The following is a 24,236-nucleotide window of genomic DNA, read 5'->3' as shown; positions in this document are numbered from 1 at the left end:
TGTTCGCGCATCCGGCGCAACGGCAGGGAGCCGATCGTGTTCGAGTGTTTCGTCGATCGCGCCGATGCCGGCCGCCAGCTGGCCGGCGCGTTGCGCGACTACGCGGGGCGTGGCAACGTCGTCGTGCTTGCGTTGCCGCGCGGCGGCGTGCCCGTCGCGTATCCGGTCGCTCGCGCGCTGCACGCGCCGCTCGACGTGCTGGTCGTGCGCAAGCTCGGCGTGCCGCACGATCCCGAGCTCGCGATGGGGGCGATCGCGACGGGCGGCGCGATGCATCTGCAGCGTTCGGTGCTCCGCGCGATGAACGTGACCGATGCGCAGCTTGCCGACGTGATCGCGCGCGAGACGGTCGAACTGCAGCGCCGCGAAGCGCTGTATCGCGGCGCCGCGCCGCCGCTGCCGGTCGACGGGCGCATCGCGATCGTCGTCGACGACGGCGTCGCGACCGGCGCGTCGATGCGCGTCGCGCTGCAGGCGTTGCGCGAGCGTCGCCCCGCGCGGATCGTGGCGGCCGCGCCGGTCGCGCCGGCAGGCGCGCGGCATGCGTTCGACGATCTGGCCGACGCGTTCGTTACGGTGTCGCTGCCGCTGCCGTTTCTCGGGATCAGCCAGTTCTACGCGCACTTCGAGCAGACGAGCGACGACGAGGTGCGCGCGTTGCTCGACGCAGCGCGCCCCTGATGCGGGATCACGTCCGCCGGCTGCGGCGCGGGCGAGGGCGTCGACTTTCGGCCCGTGCGAACACGTGCTGCAGCATCGGATGCACATTGCCTCGCCAGCGCGCCCCGGTAAACAACCCGTAGTGATCGCAGTCGTCGACGTCGAAGCGGTAGCGCTCGTCGTCGGCGAGGCCGCGGCACAGGTCGAGCGCCGCATGCGTCTGGCCGGCGCCCGTGACCGCGTCGCATGCGCCTTCGACGGTCAGCAGCGTGGCGCCGCGCAGCGCGCCCGGCTCGACGCGCCGGCCGCCCACGTCCCACGTGCCGAGCGGCAGGCTCGTGCGCTGGAACACGATGTCGACCGTATCGAGGAAATATTCGGCCGGCATGTCGAGCAGCGCCGTGTATTCGAGCAGCGCACGCCGTGCACCGGCGACGCCGGTCGTGTCGAAGCGGGACGCGGCCAGCGCGTACGCCTCGATCAGCGACAGGAAGCGCTGCGGGTACATGAGCGCGATCTCGCCCTGCTGCAGATAGGTCGGGAACACGTAGCGGCCGTGCCCCGCGAAGCCGGGCGGCACGATGTCGATCAGGTGGCGGCGGCACCAGCCGAGCGAATGCGTCGCGGCGGCGGTGCCGAGCGCGCTCGGATTGCGGCGCGCGTCGAGCGGGCCGCCGATCAGCGTGACGCTGGCGGGCGGCGCGAGGCCGCGCGCGGCGCGCAGCGCGAGCGCACCGAGCGCCGGCACGGTCGCCTGGCACACGGCGACGACGTGCAGCGGCCGGTCGTCGTGCGCGAGCCCGTCGATGAAGCCGTCGAGCGTCGCGACGTAGTCGTCGAGCCCGAAGCGGCCCGACGCGAGCGGGACGTCGCGCGCATTGCGCCAGTCGGTCACGCAGACGTCGCCGTCCGCAAGCAGCGTCTCGACGGTTTCCCGCATCATCACGGCCGCATGCCCGGCGAGCGGCGCGCACAGCAGCACCGTGCGCCGCGCGTCGGCATGCGCGAAGCGCCGCAGGTCGCAGAACGGCGTGCGCGCGACGACGTGCTCGCCGACGTCCGGCCAGCCGATGTCGAAGCGCGGCGGCTCGTTCCGAGGCCCGAGCAGCGGCTCGAACAGGTCGTCGTAGCACGACGATGCGGTACGCGGCAGCGTGGCCGCGGGCCACGCGTCGAACGCGTGCCGCGTCGCCGCGCGCCACGCGCGCATCCATTGCCGCTGCTGCTCGACGAGGGCATACCACATGGCGGACCTTGGGGCGTAAGGGGCGTGAACTTGCATTATGGTCACTGTGGCCGCACAACGTTAGCGTCGCGGGCGGCCGGCGCGATGCGCATCGCGCGCACCGTCGCGAAAGCCGGCCGCGCACGCTCCGCCACGTCGCCACGCGGTCGCGTGGCCGGCGCAATTCGCCGTAGCCCGCCGCCGTCGGGAGCCGGCGCTAGGCGATGCCGCGCGGCGCTGCTACAGTCGTCGGTCCCAGTCCCACAAGCGGAGCGTTTGCAATGAAACTGATCGGCATGCTGGATTCCCCGTTCGTGCGCCGCGTCGCCATCTCGGCGAAGCTGCTCGACCTCCCGTTCGAACACGAGTCGATCTCGGTGTTTCGTCATTTCGACCAGTTCAAAGCGAGCAACCCGGTCGTCAAGGCGCCGACGCTCGTCACCGACGACGGCGCGATGCTGATCGATTCGTCGCTGATCGTCGACTATCTCGACCACCGGGTCGCGCCCGAGCGGCGCCTGCTGCCCGACGCCGTCGATGCGCGGCTGCGCGCGCTCGTGCCGGTCGGCTTCGCGCTGGCGGCCGCCGAGAAGACCGTGCAGATCGTCTACGAGCAGGCGCTGCGTCCGGCCGACAAGCAGCACGCGCCGTGGATCGAACGCGTGCTGAGCCAGCTCGAGGGCGCATACGGCGCGCTGGAGCCGCTCGTCGCGGCCGCAAACGGCTGGCTCGGCGGGGCGCGCCTGCTGCAGTCCGACGTGACGGTCGCGGTCGCGTGGCGCTTCACGCAGTTCATGGCGGCCGATTACCCGGTGCTCGCGCGGATCGATCCGGCCCGTTATCCGGCACTGGCCGCGCATTCGGCGCGGGCCGAAGCGCTGCCGGCGTTCGTCGCGACGCCGCTCGCCTAGGCGCAGGCAGGGGCGAGGGCACTCCGCGCGCCGCGCGCCGTCGGTCGCCGCGCGTGGTCCGGCAAGCCGCCGCCGATTGTTCGCGGCGGCCGACAAGTGACTTCGCATTCGCGCTGTTTATCCGCAAGCGCCCGGTCCCTAGAATCCACTCCATCGAATCATGCATTGCCTGATGGAGCCGATGATGAAAGACCTGATCGAATCGAGCCTGTACCACCCGTCCGTCGTGTTGCCGCTTGCCGCGCTGACGCAGTTGATGGTCGAGCGCGATTTCAATCTCGGTCAGATCGGGCTGATCGTCGCGGCGCGCGGTGCGCAGGCCGCCGTGTCGCGCTCGCGGGCGCTGATTTTCTGCCGTCACTGCGAAGCGCAGGCATGAAGCGGCTCGCGGCGCATGGATAAAAAAATGCCCGGCCGGCGCAAGCCGGTCGGGCGGATCGGGTTCGATCGGGCCCCGGCTTCGGCCGGGGCTTTTTCTTTGGCGACGCTCAGGCGCGCGCCGGCGTTGCGACGCCGTACACGTCGGAATCGTCGTCCTGTTCGCGCAACTGGCGCACGAGCTGATGGGCTTCGCGGCGCGTCGCGACGGCCGGCGGCGAGCCCTTCAGCGGCTGGCGCGCGGTTTCCGCGAGCGCGACGACCGACACGATGCCGATCACGGCGGCGCCCATCATGTAGTACGCGGGCATCATCAGGTTGTGCGTGACGTCGACGAGCCACGCGGTCACGAGCGGCGTCGTGCCGCCGAACAGCGACACCGACACGTTGAAGCCGATCGCTAGCGCGCCGTAGCGGATTTCGGTCGGGAACAGCGCCGGCAGTGCCGACGGCATCACGCCGGTGAAGCACGACAGCAGCACGCCGAGGATCAGCAGGCCGCCGAACACCGAGGCCGTGGTGCCCGTATGGATCAGCAGCAGCGACGGGATCGACAGCACGAGCAGGCCGACGCAGCCCGCGAGCATCACCGGCTTGCGGCCGACCTTGTCCGACAGGCGGCCGGCGGCGAGCGTCAGCGGCATCATCAGCACCATCACGATCAGCACGAGCACGAGGCTGTGCGATTCGTCGAAGTGCAGCGTCGACGACATGAAGCTCGGCAGGTACGACAGCACCATGTAGTCGGTTACGTTGAAGATCAGCACGAGGCCGACGCACAGCAGCAGCGCACGCCAGTTGCGCATCAGCGTGTCGCGAAAGCGCGCCTTCGGCACGGCCTTGTCCTGCGCTTCGCGCTCTTCGGCCTGGCGCTTGAACGCGGGCGTTTCTTCCAGCTTCATCCGGATGTACAGACCGATCAGGCCGAGCGGGCCCGCGATCAGGAACGGCACGCGCCAGCCCCACGACAGCAGCGCTTCCTGCGACAGCGACGCGGTGAGCAGCGCGACGACGCCTGCGCCCATCACGTAGCCGATCAGCGTGCCGAACTCGAGGAAGCTGCCCATGAAGCCGCGGCGCTTGTCGGTCGAGAATTCGGCGATGAAGGTGGCCGCGCCGCCGTATTCGCCGCCGGTCGAGAAGCCCTGCACGAGGCGGGCGACGAGCAGCAGCACGGGCGCCATGATGCCGATCGACGCGTAGCTCGGGATCAGGCCGATCGCAAAGGTGCCGGCGGCCATCATGATCATCGTGGCGGCGAGCACGCGCTGGCGGCCGATGCGGTCGCCGAGCGGGCCGAACACCATGCCGCCGAGCGGGCGCACGAGGAACGCGGCCGCGAACGTGCCGAAGGTGGCGAGCAACTGCGCGGACGGGCTGCTGGACGGGAAGAACACCTTGCCGAGCGTGACGGCGATGTAGCTGTAGACGCCGAAGTCGAACCATTCCATCGCATTGCCGATGGCCATGGCGCTGACGGCGCGCTTGAGGAGGCTCTGGTCGACGACAGTGATGTCGTCCGCGGCGAGCGGGGCTTTGCCGGACGGCGAAGCGGTGGAAGAGGCAGCGGTCGGGCTGACGTGTGTTGCGGTCAAGGTCATGCACTCCTTTGACTGCGCCGAACGGGCGAGCCGTCCGACACGGTTTGCCGGCGAGCGCGGTGTCGTGTGCGGCGCGTCGGGGCAGACCATCGAGCACCTACTGCACAAACGGCGGTAAAGGGCCACAAGGGGCTGCTTCGACGCGGGCCCGATGGGCCGGCGCGACAGTGCGCTCAAGAAGAATGGGCCGCGTGATGCTGGCGGCAGATGCCGGTGCGGACGATGGGTCCGGCGTTCCGGCAACGCCCCGGAGGGGCAACGAAACGAGAAAAGCGGGCCTGTCGGGCGGGCTTTCCTGTGGGTGCGATTTCGGTGGAACGGCCGGCCCGCAACGCGCGGACGGACTTTCGTCGAAATCGAATAGACAGAGATTGAATGTTGAAACAGGCAACATGATAGCACGATGACTGACGATCGTGCAAATTGCCGGGAGTCGCCCGTCTGGCGGGGCGTCCGGCGCAGCCGGCTCGGGTATGATCGGCCGCGCGCGGCGGGGCCGTGCGGCCCCCGGCGACCGGGGCGAATCGACGAGGAACCGGATGACCGAACTGATCAGGATCGCGGCGCTGTTCGCCGCTACCGCGCTGGCCGAAATCGTCGGCTGTTACCTGCCGTGGCTCGTGCTGAAGGAGGGCCGGCCGGTGTGGCTGCTGGTACCGGCCGCGCTGTCGCTCGCGCTGTTCGCGTGGCTGCTGACGCTGCACCCGAGCGCGGCGGGGCGCACCTATGCCGCGTACGGCGGCGTGTACATCGCGGTGGCGCTGGTGTGGCTGCGGGTGGTCGACGGCGTCGCGCTGACCCGCTGGGATGTGGCCGGCGCGGTGCTCGCGCTCGGCGGAATGGCGGTCATCGCGCTGCAGCCGCGCGGGTAGGCGCGGCCGCGGCGCATCAGGCCGCTTCGGCGGCGTCCTGCTCGGCCGACTGGCGCCACACGCAGGTGCCCTTGACCGACTTGTCGAGCTCGTCGAGCTGCGCCTGGTGCGCGGCGAGTTCGTCGTCGCTCGGGGCCAGCACGATCAGGTCGAGCGCCGTGAGCGACACGCGCTGGCCGTTCCCCGCGCCGCCGTCGGCGCCCGCGTCGTCGAGCATGTCGATCACGAGGCTGTCCTGGCCGCGCGTCATCGCCAGATACACCTCGGCGAGCAGCTCCGAGTCGAGCAGTGCGCCGTGCAGCGTGCGGTGCGCGTTGCTGATGCCGAAGCGGTCGCACAGCGCGTCGAGCGAGTTGCGCTTGCCGGGGAACATCTGCTTGGCCTGCACCAGCGTGTCGATCACGCCGCCGCAATGTTCGGTGAACGGCGGCATGCCGAGCCGCGCGAATTCGGCGTCGAGAAAGCCCAGGTCGAACGGCGCGTTGTGGATGATCAGCTCGGCGCCCTTCACGAAGTCGAGGATCTGGTTGGCGACTTCCGCGAATTTCGGCTTGTCGCTGAGGAATTCGGTCGTGAGGCCGTGCACTGCCAGCGCGCCCGGATCGCTGTCGCGCTCGGGGTTAACGTAGAAGTGCAGGTTGTTGCCGGTGAGCCGCCGGTTCAGCAGCTCGACGCAGCCGATTTCGATGAGGCGGTCGCCCGTGCGGGCGTTCAGGCCGGTGGTTTCGGTATCGAGAATGATCTGGCGCATGTCGGGAAATACGTAGGAAACAGGGGAGCGGCCCGCGTTCAGGCCGTGAGCGATTCGACGCCGCGATTCGCGAGCGCGTCCGCGCGCTCGTTTTCCGGATGGCCGGCGTGGCCCTTGACCCAGCGCCACTCGACCTCGTGCTGCGCGACGAGCGCGTCGAGCCGCTTCCACAGGTCGGCGTTCTTCACCGGCGTCTTCGCGGCGGTGACCCAGCCTTTCTTCTTCCAGCCGTGGATCCACTCGCTGATGCCTTTCTGCACGTATTGCGAGTCGGTATGCACGACGACCTGGCACGGCCGCTTCAGCGCTTCGAGCGCGGCGATCACGCCCATCAGCTCCATGCGGTTGTTGGTGGTGTTCGGCTCGCCGCCGAACAGTTCCTTCTCCTTGTCGCCGTAGCGCATCAGTGCGCCCCAGCCGCCGGGGCCGGGGTTGCCCTTGCAGGCGCCGTCGGTATAGATGTCGATGGTGTCGATTGTCATGAATGTTCTTGATGGGTGGTCGGGGAGGCCGCCGGCGTCAGGCCCGGAGCGAGCACGGGCTTCTTCATCCGGATCTGGCCGACGAGGCGCATGCCGCGCACGCGCTTGACGGCCGTCACCATGTAGACGGCGCCGAAGATCGGCCACCAGCGGTCGCCGGCGGCTTCCATGAAGCCGTAGCGGGCCAGCCACTGGTCGGTGGCGAGCGGCGGGCGGTAGCAGCCGAAACGGCCGCGTTCGAGGTCGAAGCCGAGCAGCTTGATCCAGTCCTTCAGCCGGATGAACGCGATCTGGTCGCGCGTGGCCGGCACGAACGGGCGGTTCGCCATGCGCCCGAACGATTGCCGCATGCCCCACAGGCTGAGCGAATTGAAGCCGGTGATCACGAGCTGGCCTTCCGGCATCAGCACGCGCTCGGCCTCGCGCAGCAGGCGGTGCGGATCGGACGTGAATTCGAGCGTGTGCGGCATCACGATCAGGTCGACGCTCTGCGACTCGAACGGCAGGTCGAGCAGGTCGCACCAGGTCGTGCTGCGGCCGTCCGGCGCGTGCTCGGGCGCATGCGCGTCGCGCGCCCACGGATACTGGTACGGCGCGCTCGCGCCGCTCGCCGGATCGAGCACGAGGCCGCGATACGGCATGCGGTTCTCGCGCAGCGCGTCGAGCTGCGGCAGGCCGAGCTGCAGCGCGTGGAACCCGAAGACGTCGGACACGATCCGGTCGAGCTGCGCCTGTTCCCAGCCCAGCACGTAGCGGCCGGGCGGCGAGTCGGTCCAGGCGGGCCAGTCTATAATTTGACGGTCAGACATAACGATGATTGCGCGCCTATGAACGAGCTGGAATACGTGCCGGTTCCGGCATTCGATGACAACTATATCTGGCTCGTCTCGGACGGCCGCGATGCGATCGCCGTCGATCCGGGTGAAGCCGCGCCGGTGCGCCGGGTTCTTGCGGAACGCGGCTGGCGGTTGACCGCTATTTTACTCACGCACCATCACGCCGACCACGTCGGCGGTGTCGCGGCACTGCGCGATACCCAACCGGACGAGGCGCCGCTCGCCGTTTACGGCCCCGCGGCCGAGGCGATCGGCGTGGTCACGCAGCCGCTGGCCGGCGGTGCGCGCGTGACGCTCGACGCGCCCGACGTCGCCTTCGACGTGCTCGACGTGCCCGGTCACACCCGCGGCCACATCGCCTATTTCCAGGCGGCCGGCCAGCGCAACGCGGTGCCGCACGTGTTCTGCGGCGATACGCTGTTCTCGTGCGGCTGCGGCCGCCTGTTCGAAGGCACGCCCGCGCAGATGCTCGCGTCGCTCGACGCGCTCGCGGCGCTGCCGGGCGACACGCGCGTGCATTGCGCACACGAATACACGCTGTCCAACATCCGCTTCGCGCTGGCCTGCGACCCCGGCAATGCGGCGCTCGCCGCGTGGCGCGACGACGCGCAGGCGCTGCGCGCGCGCGGCGTGCCGACGCTGCCCACTACGATTGCGCATGAGCGTGCCGTTAACCCGTTCATGCGGGCCGACAGCGACGCGATCCGCGCGACGCTCGAGGCCGAGCTGCACGAAACGGTGCCGGATCGTCTGACGGCGTTCACGCTGATGCGCGAGTGGAAAAACCGGTTCCGATGATGATTTCCGGAGGACTCCAAAGCTCAAGCGGTGTCTGTAAAAATTGCTCCAAATGTAGGATTTCGCTGAGTTTTCGGTGTTTTTATTGACGTGAAGCACGCACTTCCGTAGTATCGCCTGCAATTTCCAGCCGTCGGAAGCCGAGATTTTCATGCGACTTATATTGAGTGCGATGGTGGTGCTGTTGCTCGCCGCTTGTGCGAGCCAGCCGCCTGTCGCCAACAACGCCGCCGATTCGCAGGCGACGTCCAACTACCTCCGTAAATCAGCCACCGCCAAAGAAACTGTCGACGTCGACAAGCAATCCGTCGGCGACCTGACCAGTGCCGACTCCGATCTCTGGGGGCGCATCCGCCGCGGTTTCCAGATGCCCGACCTGCAGAGCGACCTCGTCGACATGCAGACGACCTGGTACACGCAGCGGCCCGATTACGTGCAGCGCATGACCGAGCGCTCGCAGAAGTACCTGTACCACATCGTCGAGGAGCTCGAGGCGCGTCACATGCCGACCGAGCTCGCGCTGCTGCCGTTCATCGAGTCCGCGTACAACCCGCAGGCGCTGTCGGTCGCGAAGGCGGCCGGCATGTGGCAGTTCATGCCCGGCACGGGCCGCACGTACAACCTGAAGCGCAACATGTGGCAGGACGAGCGCCGCGACGTGCTCGCGTCGACGAGCGCCGCGCTCGACTACCTGTCGCGCCTGCATGACATGTTCGGCGACTGGTACCTGGCGCTCGCCGCGTACAACTGGGGCGAGGGCAACGTGCAGCGCGCGATCGCGCGCAACCAGGCGGCCGGCCTGCCGACCGACTACCAGAGCCTGCGGATGCCGAACGAGACGCGCAACTACGTGCCGAAGCTGCAGGCGGTGAAGAACATCATCGCGAGCCCGCAGCAGTATGGGCTGACGCTGCCGGACATCCCGAACCACCCGTATTTCGTGACGGTCACGACGTCGCGCGACATCGACGTGGCGGTCGCCGCGAAGCTCGCGAACCTGTCGCTCGACGAATTCCGCTCGCTGAACCCGTCGTTCTCGAAGCCGGTGATCCTCGGCGCGACCGAGCCGCAGATCCTGCTGCCGTTCGACAACGCGTCGGCGTTCGAGAAGAACCTGAAGGCGTACAACGGCCAGCTGTCGTCGTGGACCACCTATACGGTCAGCGAGCGCGCACGGCCGGCCGCGATCGCCGAGAAGATCGGCGTGGACGCCGATACGCTGATGTCGATCAACAAGATTCCGGCCGGCATGCGCCTGAAGCCGGGCTCGACGATCGTCGTGCCGCGCGGCGATGACGACGACGAGGACATCAGCGCCGACGTCGCCGAAAACGGCGCGCTCGCGATGGAACCCGACGTCCCCGACACGCGCAAGATGCTGATCCGCGTGCGCCGCAAGCAGTCGATGGCGGCGATCGCCGGCCGCTACGGCGTGTCGGTCGGCCAGCTCAAGGCGTGGAACCGCACGCACCGCGATCTCGCGATGCCGGGCCAGGCGCTCGTGCTGCACGTGCCGGTCGGCCGTTCGGTGCCGGCGGAGCCCGGCCCGGAGCGGATCGCGACGTCGGCCGGCGGCGCGCGCATCGAGCGCGCGAGCCTGACGGTGGGCGGCAAGTCGCACGGCGCGAAGCGCGGCGCGGCGAAACCGGCGGCCAAATCGGCGAAGGCGGCGCCCGCGAAAGCGGCACCGGCCAAGGCCGCCGCGCACAAGGGCAAGAAGAAGTAATACGGTCGCGAACGCATCGTGCGGCCGGACCGGTTCGCGCGATTGCGCTATCATCCGACGAAATGCGACGAACGCCGTCACCGAGGTGACGGCGTTTTTGTTTGCGCGCGGCGCGGGGGCGCCGCTTCGCATGTCTTCAAATAACGAGGGGGAGCGATGTCGTCGGTGCAGCTGAGGGTGCTCGCGCTGTTTTCGGTCGGGTATTTCGTGTCGTATGTGTTTCGCGGCGTCAATCTGGGCTTCGCGCCGTTCGTCACGCACGAGCTCGGGTTGTCGGCCGCCGATCTCGGCCTGCTCACCAGTCTCTATTTCCTCGGCTTCGCGGGCGCGCAGATCCCGGCCGGCGTGATGCTCGACCACTTCGGCCCGCGCCGCGTGACGGCCGGCATGCTGCTGTTCGCGGCCGCCGGCGCGGCCGTGTTCGGCGCCGCGCACAGCCTCGGCACGATGATGGTCGGCCGGCTGCTGATCGGCGTCGGCGTATCGGTGTGTCTCGGCGCGGCGTTCAAGGCGCTCGCGCAGCATTTCCCGGTCGGCCGGCTGCCGCTCGTCAACGGCCTCGTGATGGCCGTGGGCGGCCTGGGCGGCGTGATGGTCGGCTCGCCGCTGACCTGGCTGCTCGGCTGGACGAACTGGCGCGCGATCTGTTTCGGCCTCGCGCTGCTGACGGTGGCCGTCGCGGCGTCGATCGGCCTCGGCGCGCCGGAAGCGCCGCAGGTGCGCCATCAGGGCGGGCTCGTCAGCCAGTTCAAGGGCACGTGGCACATCCTGAGCAGCCGCGCGTTCTGGAAGATCTCGTCGTTTTCCGTCGTCACGCAGGGCGTGTTCTACGCGATGCAGTCGCTGTGGGTCGGGCCGTACCTGCGCGACGTCGCGGGGTTCGACGCGGCGCATGCCGCACGCCTCGTGTCGGTGCTCGGCTTCGCGATGATGGCCGGCTGCGTCGGCTTCGGCGCCGCCGCGCGCGTGCTCGAGCGGCGCGGCGTGTCCGTGTACGCGTTCTGCGGCGTCGGCATGGCGCTGTTCGTCGCGACGCAGGCCGCGATCGTCGCGCGCGTGCCGTTGCCGCCGGCCGTGCTGTGGGCTGCATACGGCATGTTCGGCGGCGTCGGCATCCTGACCTACGCGGTGATGGCCGGGCATTTCCCCGCGCACCTGATCGGCCGCGCGAACACGACGCTCACGCTCGTGATCTTCCTGCTGATCTTCGCGTTCCAGATCGGGGTCGGCGCGGTGCTGTCGCACTGGCCGGCGGTCGACGGCCGCTATCCGGCCGTCGCGCACTTCACCGCATGGGGCGTGCTGCTCGCGCTGCAGCTCGCGAGTGCGGTCTGGTACGTCTGGCCGGCGCGCGGTGCTGGCCAGACAGACTGATCCGGCGGTACGCTGGCGGGTAGGGCGGCCGCGGAAACGGGGCCGTAGCAGCGCGTGCCGCGTCGCCGGGCGCGGCGCGCACACGATCGGGCGGCCATATCCATTGAAGATAGGGCCATTTTCAGGCTATAATTTGAAAGTTTGTGCTGATCAACCTCGCACCCTAGCGCCTACCTCATTCATCCCGTTCATCCGCCGCACGCCGCCTGCCGGGCGATGCCGCGAAGCCTCGTGCGCCACGCGCCGGTTTCGCGTCTCGACAACGCAGGCCGCGTCCAGCAAGCGACCACGCGCGCCCACGCAGCGCGGCGCTCGCGCGGCAGGGTAAACAGGTCGGCAGCAGGGTGTTCCCCAAGGAGCCTCCCGTGTTGCCGTCTTTTACTCCCGCCTTGCTTGCACTCGCCGACGGCACGGTCTTTCGTGGTTATTCGATCGGGGCCGAAGGCCACACGATCGGCGAAGTCGTGTTCAATACCGCGATCACCGGCTATCAGGAAATCCTGACTGATCCGAGCTACTCGCGCCAGATCGTCACGCTCACCTACCCGCATATCGGCAACGTCGGCGTCAACGCCGAAGACGTCGAAGCCACGAAAGTCCATGCCGCCGGCCTGATCATCCGCGATCTGCCCACGCTCGCATCGAACTTCCGCATGGACCGCACGCTCGGCGACTACCTGCGCGACGAAGGCGTCGTCGCGATCGCCGGCATCGACACCCGCAAGCTGACCCGCATCCTGCGCGACAAGGGCGCGCAGAACGGCTGCATCTTGACGGGCTCGGACGACGCAGCGAAGGCGATCGAGCTCGCGCGCTCGTTCCCGGGCCTCGCGGGCATGGATCTCGCGAAGGTCGTGTCGACCACGAAGCCGTTCGAGTGGAAGCAGACCGAATGGCGCCTCGAAGGCGGCTACGGCATGCAGGAAGCGCCGAAGTACCGCGTCGTCGCGTACGATTTCGGCGTCAAGTACAACATCCTGCGCATGCTCGCGGAGCGCGGCTGCCACGTGACGGTGCTGCCGGCCCAGGCGAGCGCGGAAGATGCGCTCGCGCTGAATCCGGACGGCATCTTCCTGTCGAACGGCCCCGGCGATCCGGAACCGTGCGACTACGCGATCGCGGCCACGAAGCAGTTCATCGAGCGCGGCGTGCCGACCTTCGGCATCTGCCTTGGCCACCAGATCATGGGCCTCGCGGTCGGCGCGAAGACGCTGAAGATGAAGACCGGCCACCACGGCGCGAACCACCCGGTGAAGGATCTCGGCGACGGCCGTGTCGTGATCACGTCGCAGAACCACGGCTTCGCGGTCGATGCCGATTCGCTGCCGGCCAACGCGCGCGTGACGCACGTGTCGCTGTTCGACGGCACGCTGCAGGGCTTCGAGCTGACCGACAAGCCGGCGTTCTGCTTCCAGGGCCACCCGGAAGCGTCGCCCGGCCCGCACGACATCGGCTACCTGTTCGACCGTTTCACCGCGCTGATGGACGCGGCGAAGCAGCGCAACGCCTGAGTCACTGACGCAACCGAAGGACGGGAGATTCACATCATGTTCGGCCACGCACTCGGCATCACGGATATCTGGACCTACGTGTTCGGCGTGATCTTCATCATCCTGCTGCCGGGGCCGAACTCGATGTACGTGCTGTCGCTCGCCGCGCAGCGCGGCGTGAAGGCCGGTTATCGCGCGGCGTGCGGCGTGTTCGTCGGCGATACGGTGCTGATGGTGCTGTCCGCCGCCGGCGTCGCGTCGCTGCTGAAGGCGAACCCGCTGCTGTTCTCCGTCGTCAAGTACGGCGGCGCCGCGTATCTGCTGTACATCGGCACCGGGATGCTGCGCAGCGCGTGGAGCAAGCTGCGCGCGCGCGGCGATGCGCCGGTCGATGCGCCGCCGGCCGTCGACGGCGAGCGGCCGTTCCGGAAAGCGCTGATCGTGAGCCTGCTGAATCCGAAGGCGATCCTGTTCTTCATCTCGTTCTTCATCCAGTTCGTCGACCCGGCATTCCCGCATCCCGCGCTGTCGTTCGTCGTGCTCGGGGCGATCGCGCAGTGCGCGAGCTTCCTGTACCTGAGCACGCTGATCTTCGCGGGTGCGCGGCTCGCCGAGCACTTCCGCCGCCGCCGCAAGCTCGCGGCGGGCGCGGCGAGCAGCGTGGGCGGCCTGTTCATCGGTTTCTCGGTGAAGCTCGCGCTCGCCACGATGAGCTGAGCGCAGCCGGCCGACCCACGACAACGATTACTTACTGAATTCACAAGCCATGCCAAAACGCACAGACATCAAGAGCATCCTCATCATCGGCGCCGGCCCGATCATCATCGGCCAGGCGTGCGAGTTCGACTATTCGGGCGCGCAGGCTTGCAAGGCGCTGCGTGAGGAGGGCTACAAGGTCGTTCTCGTCAACAGCAACCCGGCGACGATCATGACCGACCCGAACACGGCCGACGTGACCTACATCGAGCCGATCACGTGGGAAGTCGTCGCACGCATCATCGAGAAGGAGCGCCCGGACGCGATCCTGCCGACGATGGGCGGCCAGACCGCGCTGAACTGCGCGCTCGACCTGCACCACCACGGCGTGCTCGAGAAGTTCGGCGTCGAGCTGATCGGCGCGTCGCCGGAAGCGATCGACAAGGCGGAAGACCGCCAGAAGTTCAAGGAAGCGATGACCAAGATCGGTCTCGGTTCCGCGAAGTCGGGCATCGCGCACTCGATGGAAGAGGCGACCCAGGTGCACGCCGAAATCATGGCGCTCACCGGCGGCAGCGGCTATCCGGTCGTGATCCGTCCGTCGTTCACGCTCGGCGGCTCGGGCGGCGGCATCGCGTACAACCGCGAAGAATTCGAAGAGATCTGCAAGCGCGGCCTGGATCTGTCGCCCACGCGCGAGCTGCTGATCGAAGAGTCGCTGCTCGGCTGGAAGGAATACGAGATGGAAGTCGTGCGCGACCGCGCCGACAACTGCATCATCGTCTGCTCGATCGAAAACCTCGACCCGATGGGCGTGCACACCGGCGACTCGATCACGGTCGCGCCGGCGCAGACGCTCACCGACAAGGAATACCAGATCCTGCGCAACGCATCGCTCGCGGTGCTGCGCGAGATCGGCGTCGACACGGGCGGCTCGAACGTGCAGTTCTCGATCAACCCGAAGGACGGCCGCATGGTCGTCATCGAGATGAACCCGCGCGTGTCGCGTTCGTCGGCGCTCGCATCGAAGGCAACGGGCTTCCCGATCGCGAAGGTCGCGGCGAAGCTGGCGGTCGGCTACACGCTCGACGAGCTGAAGAACGAAATCACCGGCGGCCAGACCCCGGCGTCGTTCGAGCCGACGATCGACTACGTCGTCACGAAGATCCCGCGCTTCGCGTTCGAGAAGTTCCGCGAAGCCGATTCGCGCCTGACCACGCAGATGAAGTCGGTCGGCGAAGTGATGGCGATCGGCCGCACGTTCCAGGAATCGTTCCAGAAGGCGCTGCGCGGCCTCGAAGTCGGTGTCGACGGTCTCGACGAGAAGTCGACCAACCGCGACGAGATCGCGATCGAGATCCACGAGCCGGGCCCGGACCGCATCTGGTACGTCGGCGATGCATTCCGCATCGGCATGACGGCCCAGGAAATCTACGCGGAAACCGCGATCGATCCGTGGTTCCTCGAGCAGATCGAGCAGATCATCCTGAAGGAAAAGGCGCTCGCGGGCCGCACGCTCGCGTCGCTGACGTTCGACGAGCTGCGCTACCTGAAGCAGAGCGGCTTCTCCGACCGCCGCCTCGCGAAGCTGCTCGGCGCGACGCCGGAAGACGTGCGCAAGCGTCGCGTCGAACTGAACGTGCGCCCGGTCTACAAGCGCGTCGACACGTGCGCGGCCGAGTTCGCGACCAAGACCGCCTACATGTACTCGACCTACGAGGAAGAGTGCGAGGCGCAGCCGACCACCAACAAGAAGATCATGGTGCTGGGCGGCGGCCCGAACCGGATCGGCCAGGGTATCGAGTTCGACTACTGCTGCGTGCACGCGGCGCTCGCGATGCGCGAGGACGGTTACGAAACGATCATGGTCAACTGCAACCCGGAAACGGTGTCGACCGACTACGACACGTCCGACCGCCTGTACTTCGAGCCGCTGACGCTCGAAGACGTGCTCGAGATCGTCGACAAGGAAAAGCCGGTCGGCGTGATCGTCCAGTACGGCGGCCAGACGCCGCTGAAGCTCGCGCTCGACCTCGAGGCGCATGGTGTGCCGATCGTCGGCACGTCGCCGGACATGATCGACGCGGCCGAAGACCGCGAACGCTTCCAGAAGCTGCTGCAGGACCTCGGCCTGCGCCAGCCGCCGAACCGCACCGCCCGCGCCGAAGACGAAGCGCTCGCGCTCGCGGACGAAATCGGCTACCCGCTCGTCGTGCGCCCGTCGTACGTGCTGGGCGGCCGCGCAATGGAAATCGTCCACGAGCCGCGCGACCTCGAGCGCTACATGCGCGAGGCCGTGAAGGTGTCGAACGATTCGCCGGTGCTGCTCGACCGCTTCCTGAACGATGCGATCGAATGCGACGTCGACTGCATCTGCGACGGCGAGGCCGTGTTCATCGGCGGCGTGATGGAGCACATCGAGCAGGCGGGCGTCCACTCGGGCGACTCGGCATGCTCGCTGCCGCCGTATTCGCTGTCGAAGGAAACCGTGGCCGAGCTGAAGCGCCAGACGGGCGCGATGGCGAAGGCGCTGAACGTGGTCGGCCTGATGAACGTGCAGTTCGCGATCCAGCAGGTGCCGCAGGCGGACGGTTCGAAGCAGGACATCATCTACGTGCTGGAAGTGAACCCGCGCGCGTCGCGCACGGTGCCGTACGTGTCGAAGGCGACCAGCCTGCCGCTCGCGAAGATCGCGGCGCGCGCGATGGTCGGCCAGAAGCTCGCGCAGCAGGGCGTGACGAAGGAAGTCGAGCCGCCGTACTTCAGCGTGAAGGAAGCGGTGTTCCCGTTCGTCAAGTTCCCGGCCGTCGATCCGGTCCTCGGGCCTGAAATGCGTTCGACCGGCGAAGTGATGGGTGTCGGCCGGACGTTCGGCGAAGCGCTGTTCAAGTCGCAGCTCGCGGCCGGTTCGCGCCTGCCGGAGTCGGGCACGGTGCTGCTGACCGTGATGGACGCGGACAAGCCGAAGGCCGTCGAAGTCGCGCGCATGCTGCACGACCTCGGCTACCCGATCGTCGCGACGAAGGGGACGGCTGCCGCGATCGAAGCGGCCGGCGTGCCGGTGAAGGTCGTGAACAAGGTGAAGGACGGCCGTCCGCACATCGTCGACATGATCAAGAACGGCGAGATCGCCCTCGTGTTCACGACGGTCGACGAGACGCGCCAGGCGATCGCCGATTCGCGTTCGATCCGCATGAGCGCGCAGGCGCACAAGGTCACGTACTACACGACGATGTCGGGCGCGCGCGCGGCCGTCGAAGGCTTGCGCTACCTGAAGGATCTGGAAGTCTATGATTTACAAGGTCTTCACGCTCGCCTAAACTAAGCAGTCAGTTACCTGTCGAAGCAACACGTGCCGCGATTAGGCGGTGTTTCCAGTGCATCGGAAGCGCGCTTAATCGCGGTGATTTTTTTTATAGCCGTTTTTAGCGATTGAGCCGTTTATGAGCACCATTCCGTTGACAAAGCGTGGCGCAGAACTTCTGCGCGATGAATTGCAGCGCCTCAAGTCCGTCGAGCGGCCGGCCGTGATCAACGCGATCGCGGAGGCACGCGCACAGGGCGACCTGTCCGAAAACGCCGAATACGATGCGGCGAAGGAAAAGCAGGGCTTCATCGAGGGTCGTATCGCGGAACTCGAATCGAAGCTGTCGGCCGCGCAGGTCATCGATCCCACCGTGCTCGACGCGGAAGGCCGCGTGGTTTTCGCGTCGACCGTCGAACTCGAGGATCTCGAGTCGGGCGACACCGTCAAGTACCAGATCGTCGGAGACGACGAAGCCGACATCGATCACGGCCTGATCTCGGTCAGCTCGCCGATCGCGCGCGCACTGATCGGCAAGTCCGAAGGCGACGTCGCGGCCGTGCAGGCGCCGAGCGGCGTGCGCGAGTACGAAATCATCTCGGTCAGCTACATCTGAAGCGGGGCGACGTGATGCCGCATCGCGTGTTCCGTCTGCTGTCGGCCGTATGGGTCGGCAGCCTGCTGACGATCGGGTATGCGGTCGCGCCCGTGCTGTTCAAGACGCTGGAGCGGATGACGGCCGGGACGGTCGCCGCCCAGTTGTTCCGGATCGAGGCGATCCTCGGTGTCGTGTGCGGCGTGCTGCTGCTCGCGTTGTCGAACCAGCAGGTGCGGCGCGGCAGCAGCGAATACCGGCGCGTGCGCTGGATCGTTGCCGCGATGGTGGTCTGCGTGCTGGTCGGGTATTTTGCGCTGCAGCCGTTCATGAACGCACTGCGGGTGGCCGCGATGGACGCGGGCACCGATATCGCGAACTCGCCGTATGCGAGCCGCTTCGGGATGCTGCACGGCGTCTCGAGCGTGTTCTATCTGGTCGAGAGCGTGCTGGGGCTGATGCTGATCTGGCGTTTGCCCGCGCGCGACGCGTGAGCGCCGCGGGGGCCGGCCGAGGCCGGGCCCGCGGGCAGGGCGGCGGCACGGATCGTGCGCGCCGCCCCGATGCTTACTTGTCCTGGAACGGACGCTTCGTGCTGGCCTGGCGCTTCTTGGCGCGCTTCACGTTGCCGCCTGCCGTCACGCGCTCGTTGCCGCGCACGACGACCTTCGTCGGCTTCGGGCGACGCACGGGGCTCGCGTTCGGCGACACCTTGACGACCTTGACGGTGCGCGGTGCACGGCCTTTCTTGTCGTCGGCGGCTTCGGCCGCGCTCGGCAGCGCGCCGGCGCGACGGCCGCGGGCGGGTGCCGCTGCGGCGGCTTCGGGCTTCCAGATCACCAGCAGCTTGCCGATGTGCTGGATCGGCGCCGCGCTCAGGCGATCGCAGATCTCGTCGTAGATCGCGACGCGCGCGTCGCGCTCGTCGCCGAACACGCGGATCTTGATCAGCTGGTGCGCGGCCAGGTGGACCTTGATTTCCTTCAGCACGGCGTCGGTCAGCCCTTCGGCGCCGATCAGCACGACGGGCTTGAGCGCATGGGCCTGGGAGCGCAGCGCGGAGCGCTCGGCGGGAGAAAGCGAAAGGGCGGGCATGGAAATGTCGAAATCTTAATAAGGGCGCGCTGACTGAAAAGCGTTCGCGGGACGTTGCCGCGTCAGCCGTGCGCCGAAACCACGTAAAATCGCGGCTTGGGCCTGAAAAGGGGCCTCAGCCGCGCGAAGAAGACGCGTATTATCCGCTAAAAGCGCGGCTTCACGAAGCAATTGGCAGCAATCTCTCTTTCGAATGGCAAAAAACCGCTTCAACCAGCACTGGCTGCACGACCACATCAACGATCCGTACGTCAAAATGGCGCAGCGGGAGGGCTATCGCGCGCGTGCCGCGTACAAGCTGAAGGAAATCGACGAGCAGGACAAGCTGATCCGTCCGGGCCAGGTGATCGTCGACCTCGGCGCAACGCCGGGCAGCTGGAGCCAGTATGCCCGCAACAAGCTCGCGCAGGGCAGGAAGCGCGATGCGGAACGCGAGGGCGGTATCGACGGCACGATCGTTGCGCTCGACATCCTGCCGATGGAGCCGATCGCCGACGTCCATTTCCTGCAGGGCGACTTCCGCGAGGACGACGTCCTTCATCAGCTCGAAGAAGTGCTGGAAGGGCGTGCGGTGGACCTTGTTATTTCCGACATGGCCCCCAACCTCTCCGGCGTGGCCTCGGCGGACGCGGCGCGCATCGAGCATCTGTGCGATCTGGCGCTCGAATTCGCGCAGAATCATCTGAAACCGGACGGAGCGCTGCTCGTGAAGTGTTTTCACGGCAGCGGCTACAGCCAGATCGTCGAGAAATTCAAACAGCAGTTTAAGACCGTCGCGCCGCGCAAGCCGAAGGCGTCCCGCGACAAATCGTCCGAAACGTTCATTTTGGGTCGGCATCTGAAACGCCCGCGCTAATGCGCGGCGGGGGTGCCGCAAACGGCTCCGGCCCTTGCCAGACAAGCGAAGCGCTATCGCGGCGGTTGTCAATGCTTATGGCGAGGGTGGTCGGACTGGATTAGAATGACCGAGGGGCGCCGCAAGGAAAATGTAGGCGCTCGTCTACGAGTGAAGGAGTGGTGCTTTGAACAACAATATGTTTTCGAAGGCAGCAGTGTGGCTGGTGATTGCACTGGTGCTGTTTACGGTGTTCAAGCAGTTCGACAAGCCCCGCGTCCAGGAAGGCGTGTCCTATTCGCAGTTCATGGACGACGCCAAGAACGGCAAGGTCAAGAACGTCATCGTTCAGGGGCGCAACCTCACCGTCACTCCGGCTGATGGCCAGAAATACCAGATCGTGTCGCCCGGCGACATCTGGATGGTCGGCGATCTGATGAAGTACGGCGTGCAGGTCAGCGGCAAGGCCGACGACGAACCGAACGCGCTGATGTCCGCGCTGTACTACCTCGGGCCGACGATCCTGATCATCGTGTTCTGGTTCTACATGATGAGGCAGATGCAGGGGGGCGGCAAAGGCGGCGCATTCTCGTTCGGGAAATCGCGCGCGCGGCTGATCGACGAGAACAACAACGCGGTGAACTTCTCCGACGTCGCGGGCTGTGACGAAGCGAAGGAAGAAGTGTCCGAGCTCGTCGACTTCCTGCGCGACCCGCAGAAATTCCAGAAGCTGGGCGGCCGCATTCCACGCGGCGTGCTGCTCGTCGGCCCCCCGGGTACCGGCAAGACGCTGCTGGCCCGCGCGATCGCGGGTGAAGCGAAGGTGCCGTTCTTCAGCATCTCGGGTTCGGACTTCGTCGAAATGTTCGTCGGCGTCGGCGCGGCCCGTGTGCGCGACATGTTCGAGCAGGCGAAGAAGCACGCGCCGTGCATCGTGTTCATCGACGAAATCGACGCGGTCGGCCGTCATCGCGGCGCCGGCATGGGCGGCGGTAACGACGAGCGCGAGCAGACGCTGAACCAGATGCTCGTCGAGATGGACGGCTTCGAAGCGAACTCGGGCGTGATCGTGATCGCCGCCACCAACCGTTCCGACGTGCTCGACAAGGCGCTGCTGCGTCCGGGCCGTTTCGATCGCCAGGTCTACGTCGGTCTGCCGGATATCCGCGGTCGCGAACAGATCATGCGCGTGCATCTGCGCAAGGTGCCGATCGCGAACGACGTCGACGCGGCCGTCATCGCGCGCGGCACGCCGGGCTTCTCGGGCGCCGATCTCGCGAACCTCGTGAACGAGGCTGCGCTGTTCGCCGCCCGTCGCGGCAAGCGCATCGTCGAGATGCAGGATTTCGAAGACGCGAAGGACAAGATCTTCATGGGTCCGGAGCGCAAGTCGGCCGTGATCCGCGAGGAAGCGAAGCGTGCGACCGCGTATCACGAGTCGGGCCATGCGGTGATCGCGAAGCTGTTGCCGAAGGCCGACCCGGTGCACAAGGTCACGATCATTCCGCGCGGTCGCGCGCTGGGTGTCACGTGGCAGCTGCCGGAGCATGACAACGAGACGTACTCGAAGGACTACCTGATGGATCGCCTCGCGATCCTGTTCGGCGGCCGGGTGGCGGAAGAGCTGTTCCTGAATCTCATCAGCACCGGCGCATCGGACGACTTCAACAAGGCAACGCAGACGGCGCGTGCGATGGTGGCCCGCTTCGGCATGACCGACGCGCTCGGGCCGATGGTCTACGTCGACGACGAGAACGATGCGTCGCCGTTCGGCCGTGGCTTCACGCGCACGATTTCGGAAGCGACGCAGCAGAAGGTCGATTCGGAAATCCGCCGCGTGCTCGACGAGCAATACGGCCTTGCACGCCGCCTGCTCGAAGAGAACCGCGACAAGGTCGAAGCGATGACGGCCGCGCTGATGGAGTGGGAGACGATCGATGCCGATCAGATCAACGACATCATGGAAGGCCGTCCGCCGCGCTCCCCGAAGAGCTCGCCGGCAGTCGGCGGCGATTCGTCGGGTGGCGGCACCAGCGCCGAGGTGAAGCCCGGCAGCGCGCCGGCGCCGGCTTCGCCGGCGGCATAATCTCCGCTTTAACGCCGTTCACGGGCTGGTGTGGCTTCACACCGGCCCGTTTTGCATTCATTCACGCCAGTTGCTCGTGTCCGATTCCTCAGTTTCCCCGCTCCTTCCCGCGCCGCTCCAGTGCGGCCGCTTCGAACTGACGTTCGAACGCCCGCTCGTGATGGGCATCCTCAACGCTACGCCCGATTCGTTCTCCGACGGCGGCCGCTTCCTCGCGCGCGACGACGCGCTGCGCCAGGCCGAGCGGATGATTGCCGAAGGCGTCGACCTCCTCGATATCGGCGGCGAATCGACGCGCCCCGGCGCGCCGCCCGTGCCGCTCGACGAGGAGCTTGCGCGCGTGATCCCGCTCGTCGAGGCGCTGCGGCCGCTGAACGTGCCGCTGTCGATCGACACTTACAAGCCGGCCGTAATGCGCGCGGCGCTCGCCGCAGGCGCCGACCTGATCAACGACATCTGGGGGTTCCGCCAGCCGGGCGCGATCGACGCGGTGCGCGACGGCAACTGCGGGCTGTGCGCGATGCACATGCTCGGCGAACCGCAGACGATGCAGGTCGGCGAACCCGATTACGGCGACGTCGTGACCGACGTACGCGATTTCCTCGCCGCGCGCGCGCAGGCGCTGCGCGAAGCGGGGGTGGCGGCCGAGCGGATCTGCGTCGATCCCGGCTTCGGGTTCGGCAAGGCGGTCGTCGACGACAACTATGCGCTGCTGGCCGCGTTGCCGGACACGGCGCCCGCGCGGCCCGACGGGCGCGCGTATCCGATACTCGCGGGCATGTCGCGCAAGTCGATGCTCGGCGCGGTGATCGGCGGCAAGCCGCCGATGGAGCGCGTCGCGGCGAGCGTGGCGGCCGCATTGTGCGCGGTCGAGCGCGGCGCGGCGATCGTGCGCGTGCACGACGTCGCGGCGACGGTCGATGCGCTGAAAATCTGGAATGCCGTGCGCGAAGCCGCGCGGCAACGATAAGTCAGAAGACGAAGGAGGAAGGTTCACCATGGGACGTCGATATTTCGGCACGGACGGCATTCGCGGCACGGTGGGCGAGGCGCCCATCACGCCGGATTTCGTGTTGCGTCTCGGCTATGCGGCCGGCAAGGTACTGGCCAGCTCGGCCGACGTCGCGGCAGGCTCGCGCCCGACCGTGCTGATCGGCAAGGACACGCGCGTGTCGGGCTACATGCTCGAGGCCGCGCTTGAGGCCGGTTTCTCGGCGGCCGGTGTCGACGTGATGCTGGCCGGCCCGATGCCGACGCCGGGCGTCGCGTACCTGACGCGCGCATTGCGCCTGTCGGCGGGCGTCGTGATCAGCGCGTCGCACAACCCGTATCACGACAACGGGATCAAGTTCTTCTCCGCCGACGGCAACAAGCTGCCGGACGACACCGAGGCCGCGATCGAAGCGTGGCTCGACAAGCCGCTCGAATGCGCGTCGTCCGACGGTCTCGGCAAGGCGCGCCGCCTCGACGACGCGGCCGGCCGCTACATCGAGTTCTGCAAGAGCACGTTCCCGGCCGCGTTCGACCTGCGCGGGCTGAAGCTCGTGGTCGACTGCGCGCACGGCGCCGCGTACCAGATCGCGCCGCACGTGTTCCACGAACTCGGCGCGGACGTCATTCCGATCGGTGTCGCGCCGAACGGCTTCAACATCAACGACGGGGTCGGCGCGACCGCGCCGGACGCGCTGGTGCGCGCGGTGCGCGCGAACCATGCCGATCTCGGCATCGCGCTCGACGGCGATGCGGACCGCCTGCAGGTCGTCGACGCAACCGGTCGCCTGTACAACGGCGACGAGCTGCTCTACGTGCTCGTGAAGGACCGGATCGCGACCGACGGCAAGGTCGACGGCGCGGTCGGCACGCTGATGACGAACCTCGCCGTCGAAGTCGCGCTGCAGCGCGAGGGCGTGAAGTTCGTCCGTGCGGCGGTCGGCGACCGCTACGTGCTCGAACAGTTGCGCGAGCATGGCTGGCAGCTCGGCGCGGAGGGCTCGGGGCACATCCTGTCGCTCGACCGGCACTCGACCGGCGACGGCATCGTGTCGGCGCTGCTCGTGCTGGCCGCGCTCAAGCGCAGCGGCCGGACCCTCGCGCAGATGCTCGACGGCGTCACGCTGTTCCCGCAGAAGCTGATCAACGTGCGGATGAAGCCGGGTGCCGACTGGAAGGGCAGCGCGTCGATTCGCGCCGCGATCGATGCGGCCGAAGCCGCACTCGCCGGCAGCGGCCGCGTGCTGATCCGCGCGTCGGGCACGGAGCCCGTGCTGCGCGTGATGGTCGAAGCGCAGCAGGCGACGGACGCGGTCCGCCATGCGGAGGCGATCGCCGACGCGGTGCGCGCGGCGACGGCCTGACGCGCGAGCCGGCGCGGGGCGGTCGAACGCCTGCACGCCGGTGCCCGGATGAACCGGCATGCGGCGCCTTCGCGGCGCCGCGATTTCGTCAGGCGCAAAGGTTTGCGATATCTAAGAAGCGGTCTTCGACCGTTCGGTTCAGGACTCGTTAAATCATCCGACCCCGA

General features: G+C 67.6%; 22 protein-coding genes. 16 read left to right on the top strand and 6 right to left on the bottom strand.

What is annotated here, in order from left to right; translation table 11 throughout:
* Nucleotides 1-36: 36 nt before the first annotated feature.
* Nucleotides 37-681, top strand: a complete 645-nt coding sequence (locus HWX08_RS24495; RefSeq protein WP_069256284.1) for a phosphoribosyltransferase — start codon at nt 37-39, stop codon at nt 679-681.
* A gap of 7 nt (nt 682-688) precedes the next feature.
* Here the strand turns inward: HWX08_RS24495 and HWX08_RS24490 are convergent, their stop codons facing one another.
* Nucleotides 689-1,906, bottom strand: coding sequence for a polyhydroxyalkanoate depolymerase (locus HWX08_RS24490; RefSeq protein ID WP_174921337.1), 1,218 nt, complete (start codon nt 1,904-1,906; stop codon nt 689-691).
* 260 nt (nt 1,907-2,166) lie between these two features.
* Here HWX08_RS24490 and HWX08_RS24485 point away from each other — a divergent pair, with 260 nt between their 5' ends.
* Complete coding sequence (locus HWX08_RS24485; RefSeq protein WP_174921336.1) at nt 2,167-2,796, top strand: glutathione S-transferase family protein; 630 nt, start codon at nt 2,167-2,169, stop codon at nt 2,794-2,796.
* 172 nt (nt 2,797-2,968) lie between these two features.
* A complete protein-coding gene (locus tag HWX08_RS24480; RefSeq protein ID WP_069256287.1) occupies nt 2,969-3,175 on the top strand; it encodes a hypothetical protein in 207 nt (68 codons plus the stop codon).
* Between the two features lie 109 nt (nt 3,176-3,284).
* Here HWX08_RS24480 and proP read toward each other — a convergent pair whose 3' ends face one another.
* Nucleotides 3,285-4,775: a glycine betaine/L-proline transporter ProP gene (proP, locus tag HWX08_RS24475; RefSeq protein ID WP_174921335.1), complete on the bottom strand. Its 1,491-nt coding sequence runs from the start codon at nt 4,773-4,775 to the stop codon at nt 3,285-3,287.
* Between the two features lie 539 nt (nt 4,776-5,314).
* Here proP and HWX08_RS24470 point away from each other — a divergent pair.
* Nucleotides 5,315-5,647 (top strand): YnfA family protein, encoded by a 333-nt coding sequence (locus HWX08_RS24470; protein ID WP_069256289.1) that lies wholly within the window; start codon nt 5,315-5,317, stop codon nt 5,645-5,647.
* 16 nt (nt 5,648-5,663) lie between these two features.
* On the opposite strand, the gene dnaQ is transcribed toward HWX08_RS24470, so the two are convergent.
* From dnaQ to HWX08_RS24455, 3 genes are read right to left on the bottom strand one after another with little or no spacing between them, the layout of a single operon-like run.
* On the bottom strand, nt 5,664-6,398 hold the full coding sequence (gene dnaQ, locus HWX08_RS24465) for a DNA polymerase III subunit epsilon (RefSeq protein ID WP_174921334.1): 735 nt from the start codon (nt 6,396-6,398) through the stop codon (nt 5,664-5,666).
* Nucleotides 6,399-6,436: 38 nt separating this feature from the next.
* On the bottom strand, nt 6,437-6,880 hold the full coding sequence (rnhA, locus tag HWX08_RS24460; RefSeq protein ID WP_069256291.1) for a ribonuclease HI: 444 nt from the start codon (nt 6,878-6,880) through the stop codon (nt 6,437-6,439).
* Nucleotides 6,877-7,689 carry a class I SAM-dependent methyltransferase gene (locus tag HWX08_RS24455; RefSeq protein WP_069256292.1) on the bottom strand — a complete coding sequence of 271 codons (813 nt, stop codon included), beginning with the start codon at nt 7,687-7,689 and terminating at the stop codon, nt 6,877-6,879. Before HWX08_RS24455 ends, rnhA begins: the two co-directional genes overlap by 4 nt.
* Nucleotides 7,690-7,707: 18 nt before the next feature.
* On the opposite strand from HWX08_RS24455, the gene gloB reads away from it, so the two are divergent.
* From gloB to HWX08_RS24415, 8 genes are all read left to right on the top strand, one after another.
* The gene (gloB, locus tag HWX08_RS24450) at nt 7,708-8,514 is read left to right on the top strand and encodes a hydroxyacylglutathione hydrolase (protein ID WP_174921333.1); all 807 of its coding nucleotides are present in this window, start codon (nt 7,708-7,710) and stop codon (nt 8,512-8,514) included.
* Between the two features lie 151 nt (nt 8,515-8,665).
* Complete coding sequence (locus tag HWX08_RS24445; RefSeq protein ID WP_069256294.1) at nt 8,666-10,240, top strand: transglycosylase SLT domain-containing protein; 1,575 nt, start codon at nt 8,666-8,668, stop codon at nt 10,238-10,240.
* Between the two features lie 156 nt (nt 10,241-10,396).
* Nucleotides 10,397-11,614 carry an MFS transporter gene (locus tag HWX08_RS24440; RefSeq protein ID WP_174921332.1) on the top strand — a complete coding sequence of 406 codons (1,218 nt, stop codon included), beginning with the start codon at nt 10,397-10,399 and terminating at the stop codon, nt 11,612-11,614.
* 365 nt (nt 11,615-11,979) lie between these two features.
* Nucleotides 11,980-13,125 carry a glutamine-hydrolyzing carbamoyl-phosphate synthase small subunit gene (carA, locus tag HWX08_RS24435; RefSeq protein WP_069256296.1) on the top strand — a complete coding sequence of 382 codons (1,146 nt, stop codon included), beginning with the start codon at nt 11,980-11,982 and terminating at the stop codon, nt 13,123-13,125.
* A gap of 36 nt (nt 13,126-13,161) precedes the next feature.
* Nucleotides 13,162-13,821: a leucine efflux protein LeuE gene (leuE, locus tag HWX08_RS24430; protein ID WP_069256297.1), complete on the top strand. Its 660-nt coding sequence runs from the start codon at nt 13,162-13,164 to the stop codon at nt 13,819-13,821.
* 49 nt (nt 13,822-13,870) lie between these two features.
* Complete coding sequence (gene carB / locus HWX08_RS24425) at nt 13,871-17,125, top strand: carbamoyl-phosphate synthase large subunit (RefSeq protein WP_174921331.1); 3,255 nt, start codon at nt 13,871-13,873, stop codon at nt 17,123-17,125.
* 118 nt (nt 17,126-17,243) lie between these two features.
* Entirely contained in the window at nt 17,244-17,720 is a 477-nt protein-coding gene (greA, locus tag HWX08_RS24420) for a transcription elongation factor GreA (RefSeq protein ID WP_057927897.1), read from the top strand.
* A 14-nt stretch (nt 17,721-17,734) separates the two neighbouring features.
* Nucleotides 17,735-18,193 carry a DUF4149 domain-containing protein gene (locus HWX08_RS24415; protein WP_069256299.1) on the top strand — a complete coding sequence of 153 codons (459 nt, stop codon included), beginning with the start codon at nt 17,735-17,737 and terminating at the stop codon, nt 18,191-18,193.
* Between the two features lie 73 nt (nt 18,194-18,266).
* Here the strand turns inward: HWX08_RS24415 and HWX08_RS24410 are convergent, their stop codons facing one another.
* Nucleotides 18,267-18,794 carry a YhbY family RNA-binding protein gene (locus HWX08_RS24410; protein ID WP_069256300.1) on the bottom strand — a complete coding sequence of 176 codons (528 nt, stop codon included), beginning with the start codon at nt 18,792-18,794 and terminating at the stop codon, nt 18,267-18,269.
* 193 nt (nt 18,795-18,987) lie between these two features.
* On the opposite strand from HWX08_RS24410, the gene HWX08_RS24405 reads away from it, so the two are divergent.
* The 4 genes from HWX08_RS24405 (at nt 18,988) to glmM (ending at nt 24,069) form a co-directional block, all read left to right on the top strand.
* On the top strand, nt 18,988-19,650 hold the full coding sequence (locus HWX08_RS24405) for an RlmE family RNA methyltransferase (protein WP_069256301.1): 663 nt from the start codon (nt 18,988-18,990) through the stop codon (nt 19,648-19,650).
* A 166-nt stretch (nt 19,651-19,816) separates the two neighbouring features.
* Nucleotides 19,817-21,715, top strand: coding sequence for an ATP-dependent zinc metalloprotease FtsH (gene ftsH, locus HWX08_RS24400; protein WP_069256302.1), 1,899 nt, complete (start codon nt 19,817-19,819; stop codon nt 21,713-21,715).
* Nucleotides 21,716-21,791: 76 nt separating this feature from the next.
* The gene (folP, locus tag HWX08_RS24395) at nt 21,792-22,685 is read left to right on the top strand and encodes a dihydropteroate synthase (protein WP_436406866.1); all 894 of its coding nucleotides are present in this window, start codon (nt 21,792-21,794) and stop codon (nt 22,683-22,685) included.
* Between the two features lie 28 nt (nt 22,686-22,713).
* Nucleotides 22,714-24,069, top strand: coding sequence for a phosphoglucosamine mutase (gene glmM, locus HWX08_RS24390; protein WP_174921329.1), 1,356 nt, complete (start codon nt 22,714-22,716; stop codon nt 24,067-24,069).
* The last annotated feature ends 167 nt before the right edge of the window (nt 24,070-24,236 follow it).

This window comes from Burkholderia metallica, from assembly GCF_902832845.1.
Taxonomy (GTDB): domain Bacteria; phylum Pseudomonadota; class Gammaproteobacteria; order Burkholderiales; family Burkholderiaceae; genus Burkholderia; species Burkholderia metallica.
The sequence above is the reverse complement of the archived record's forward strand: the minus strand, read 5'-3'. Positions and strand labels throughout refer to the sequence as shown.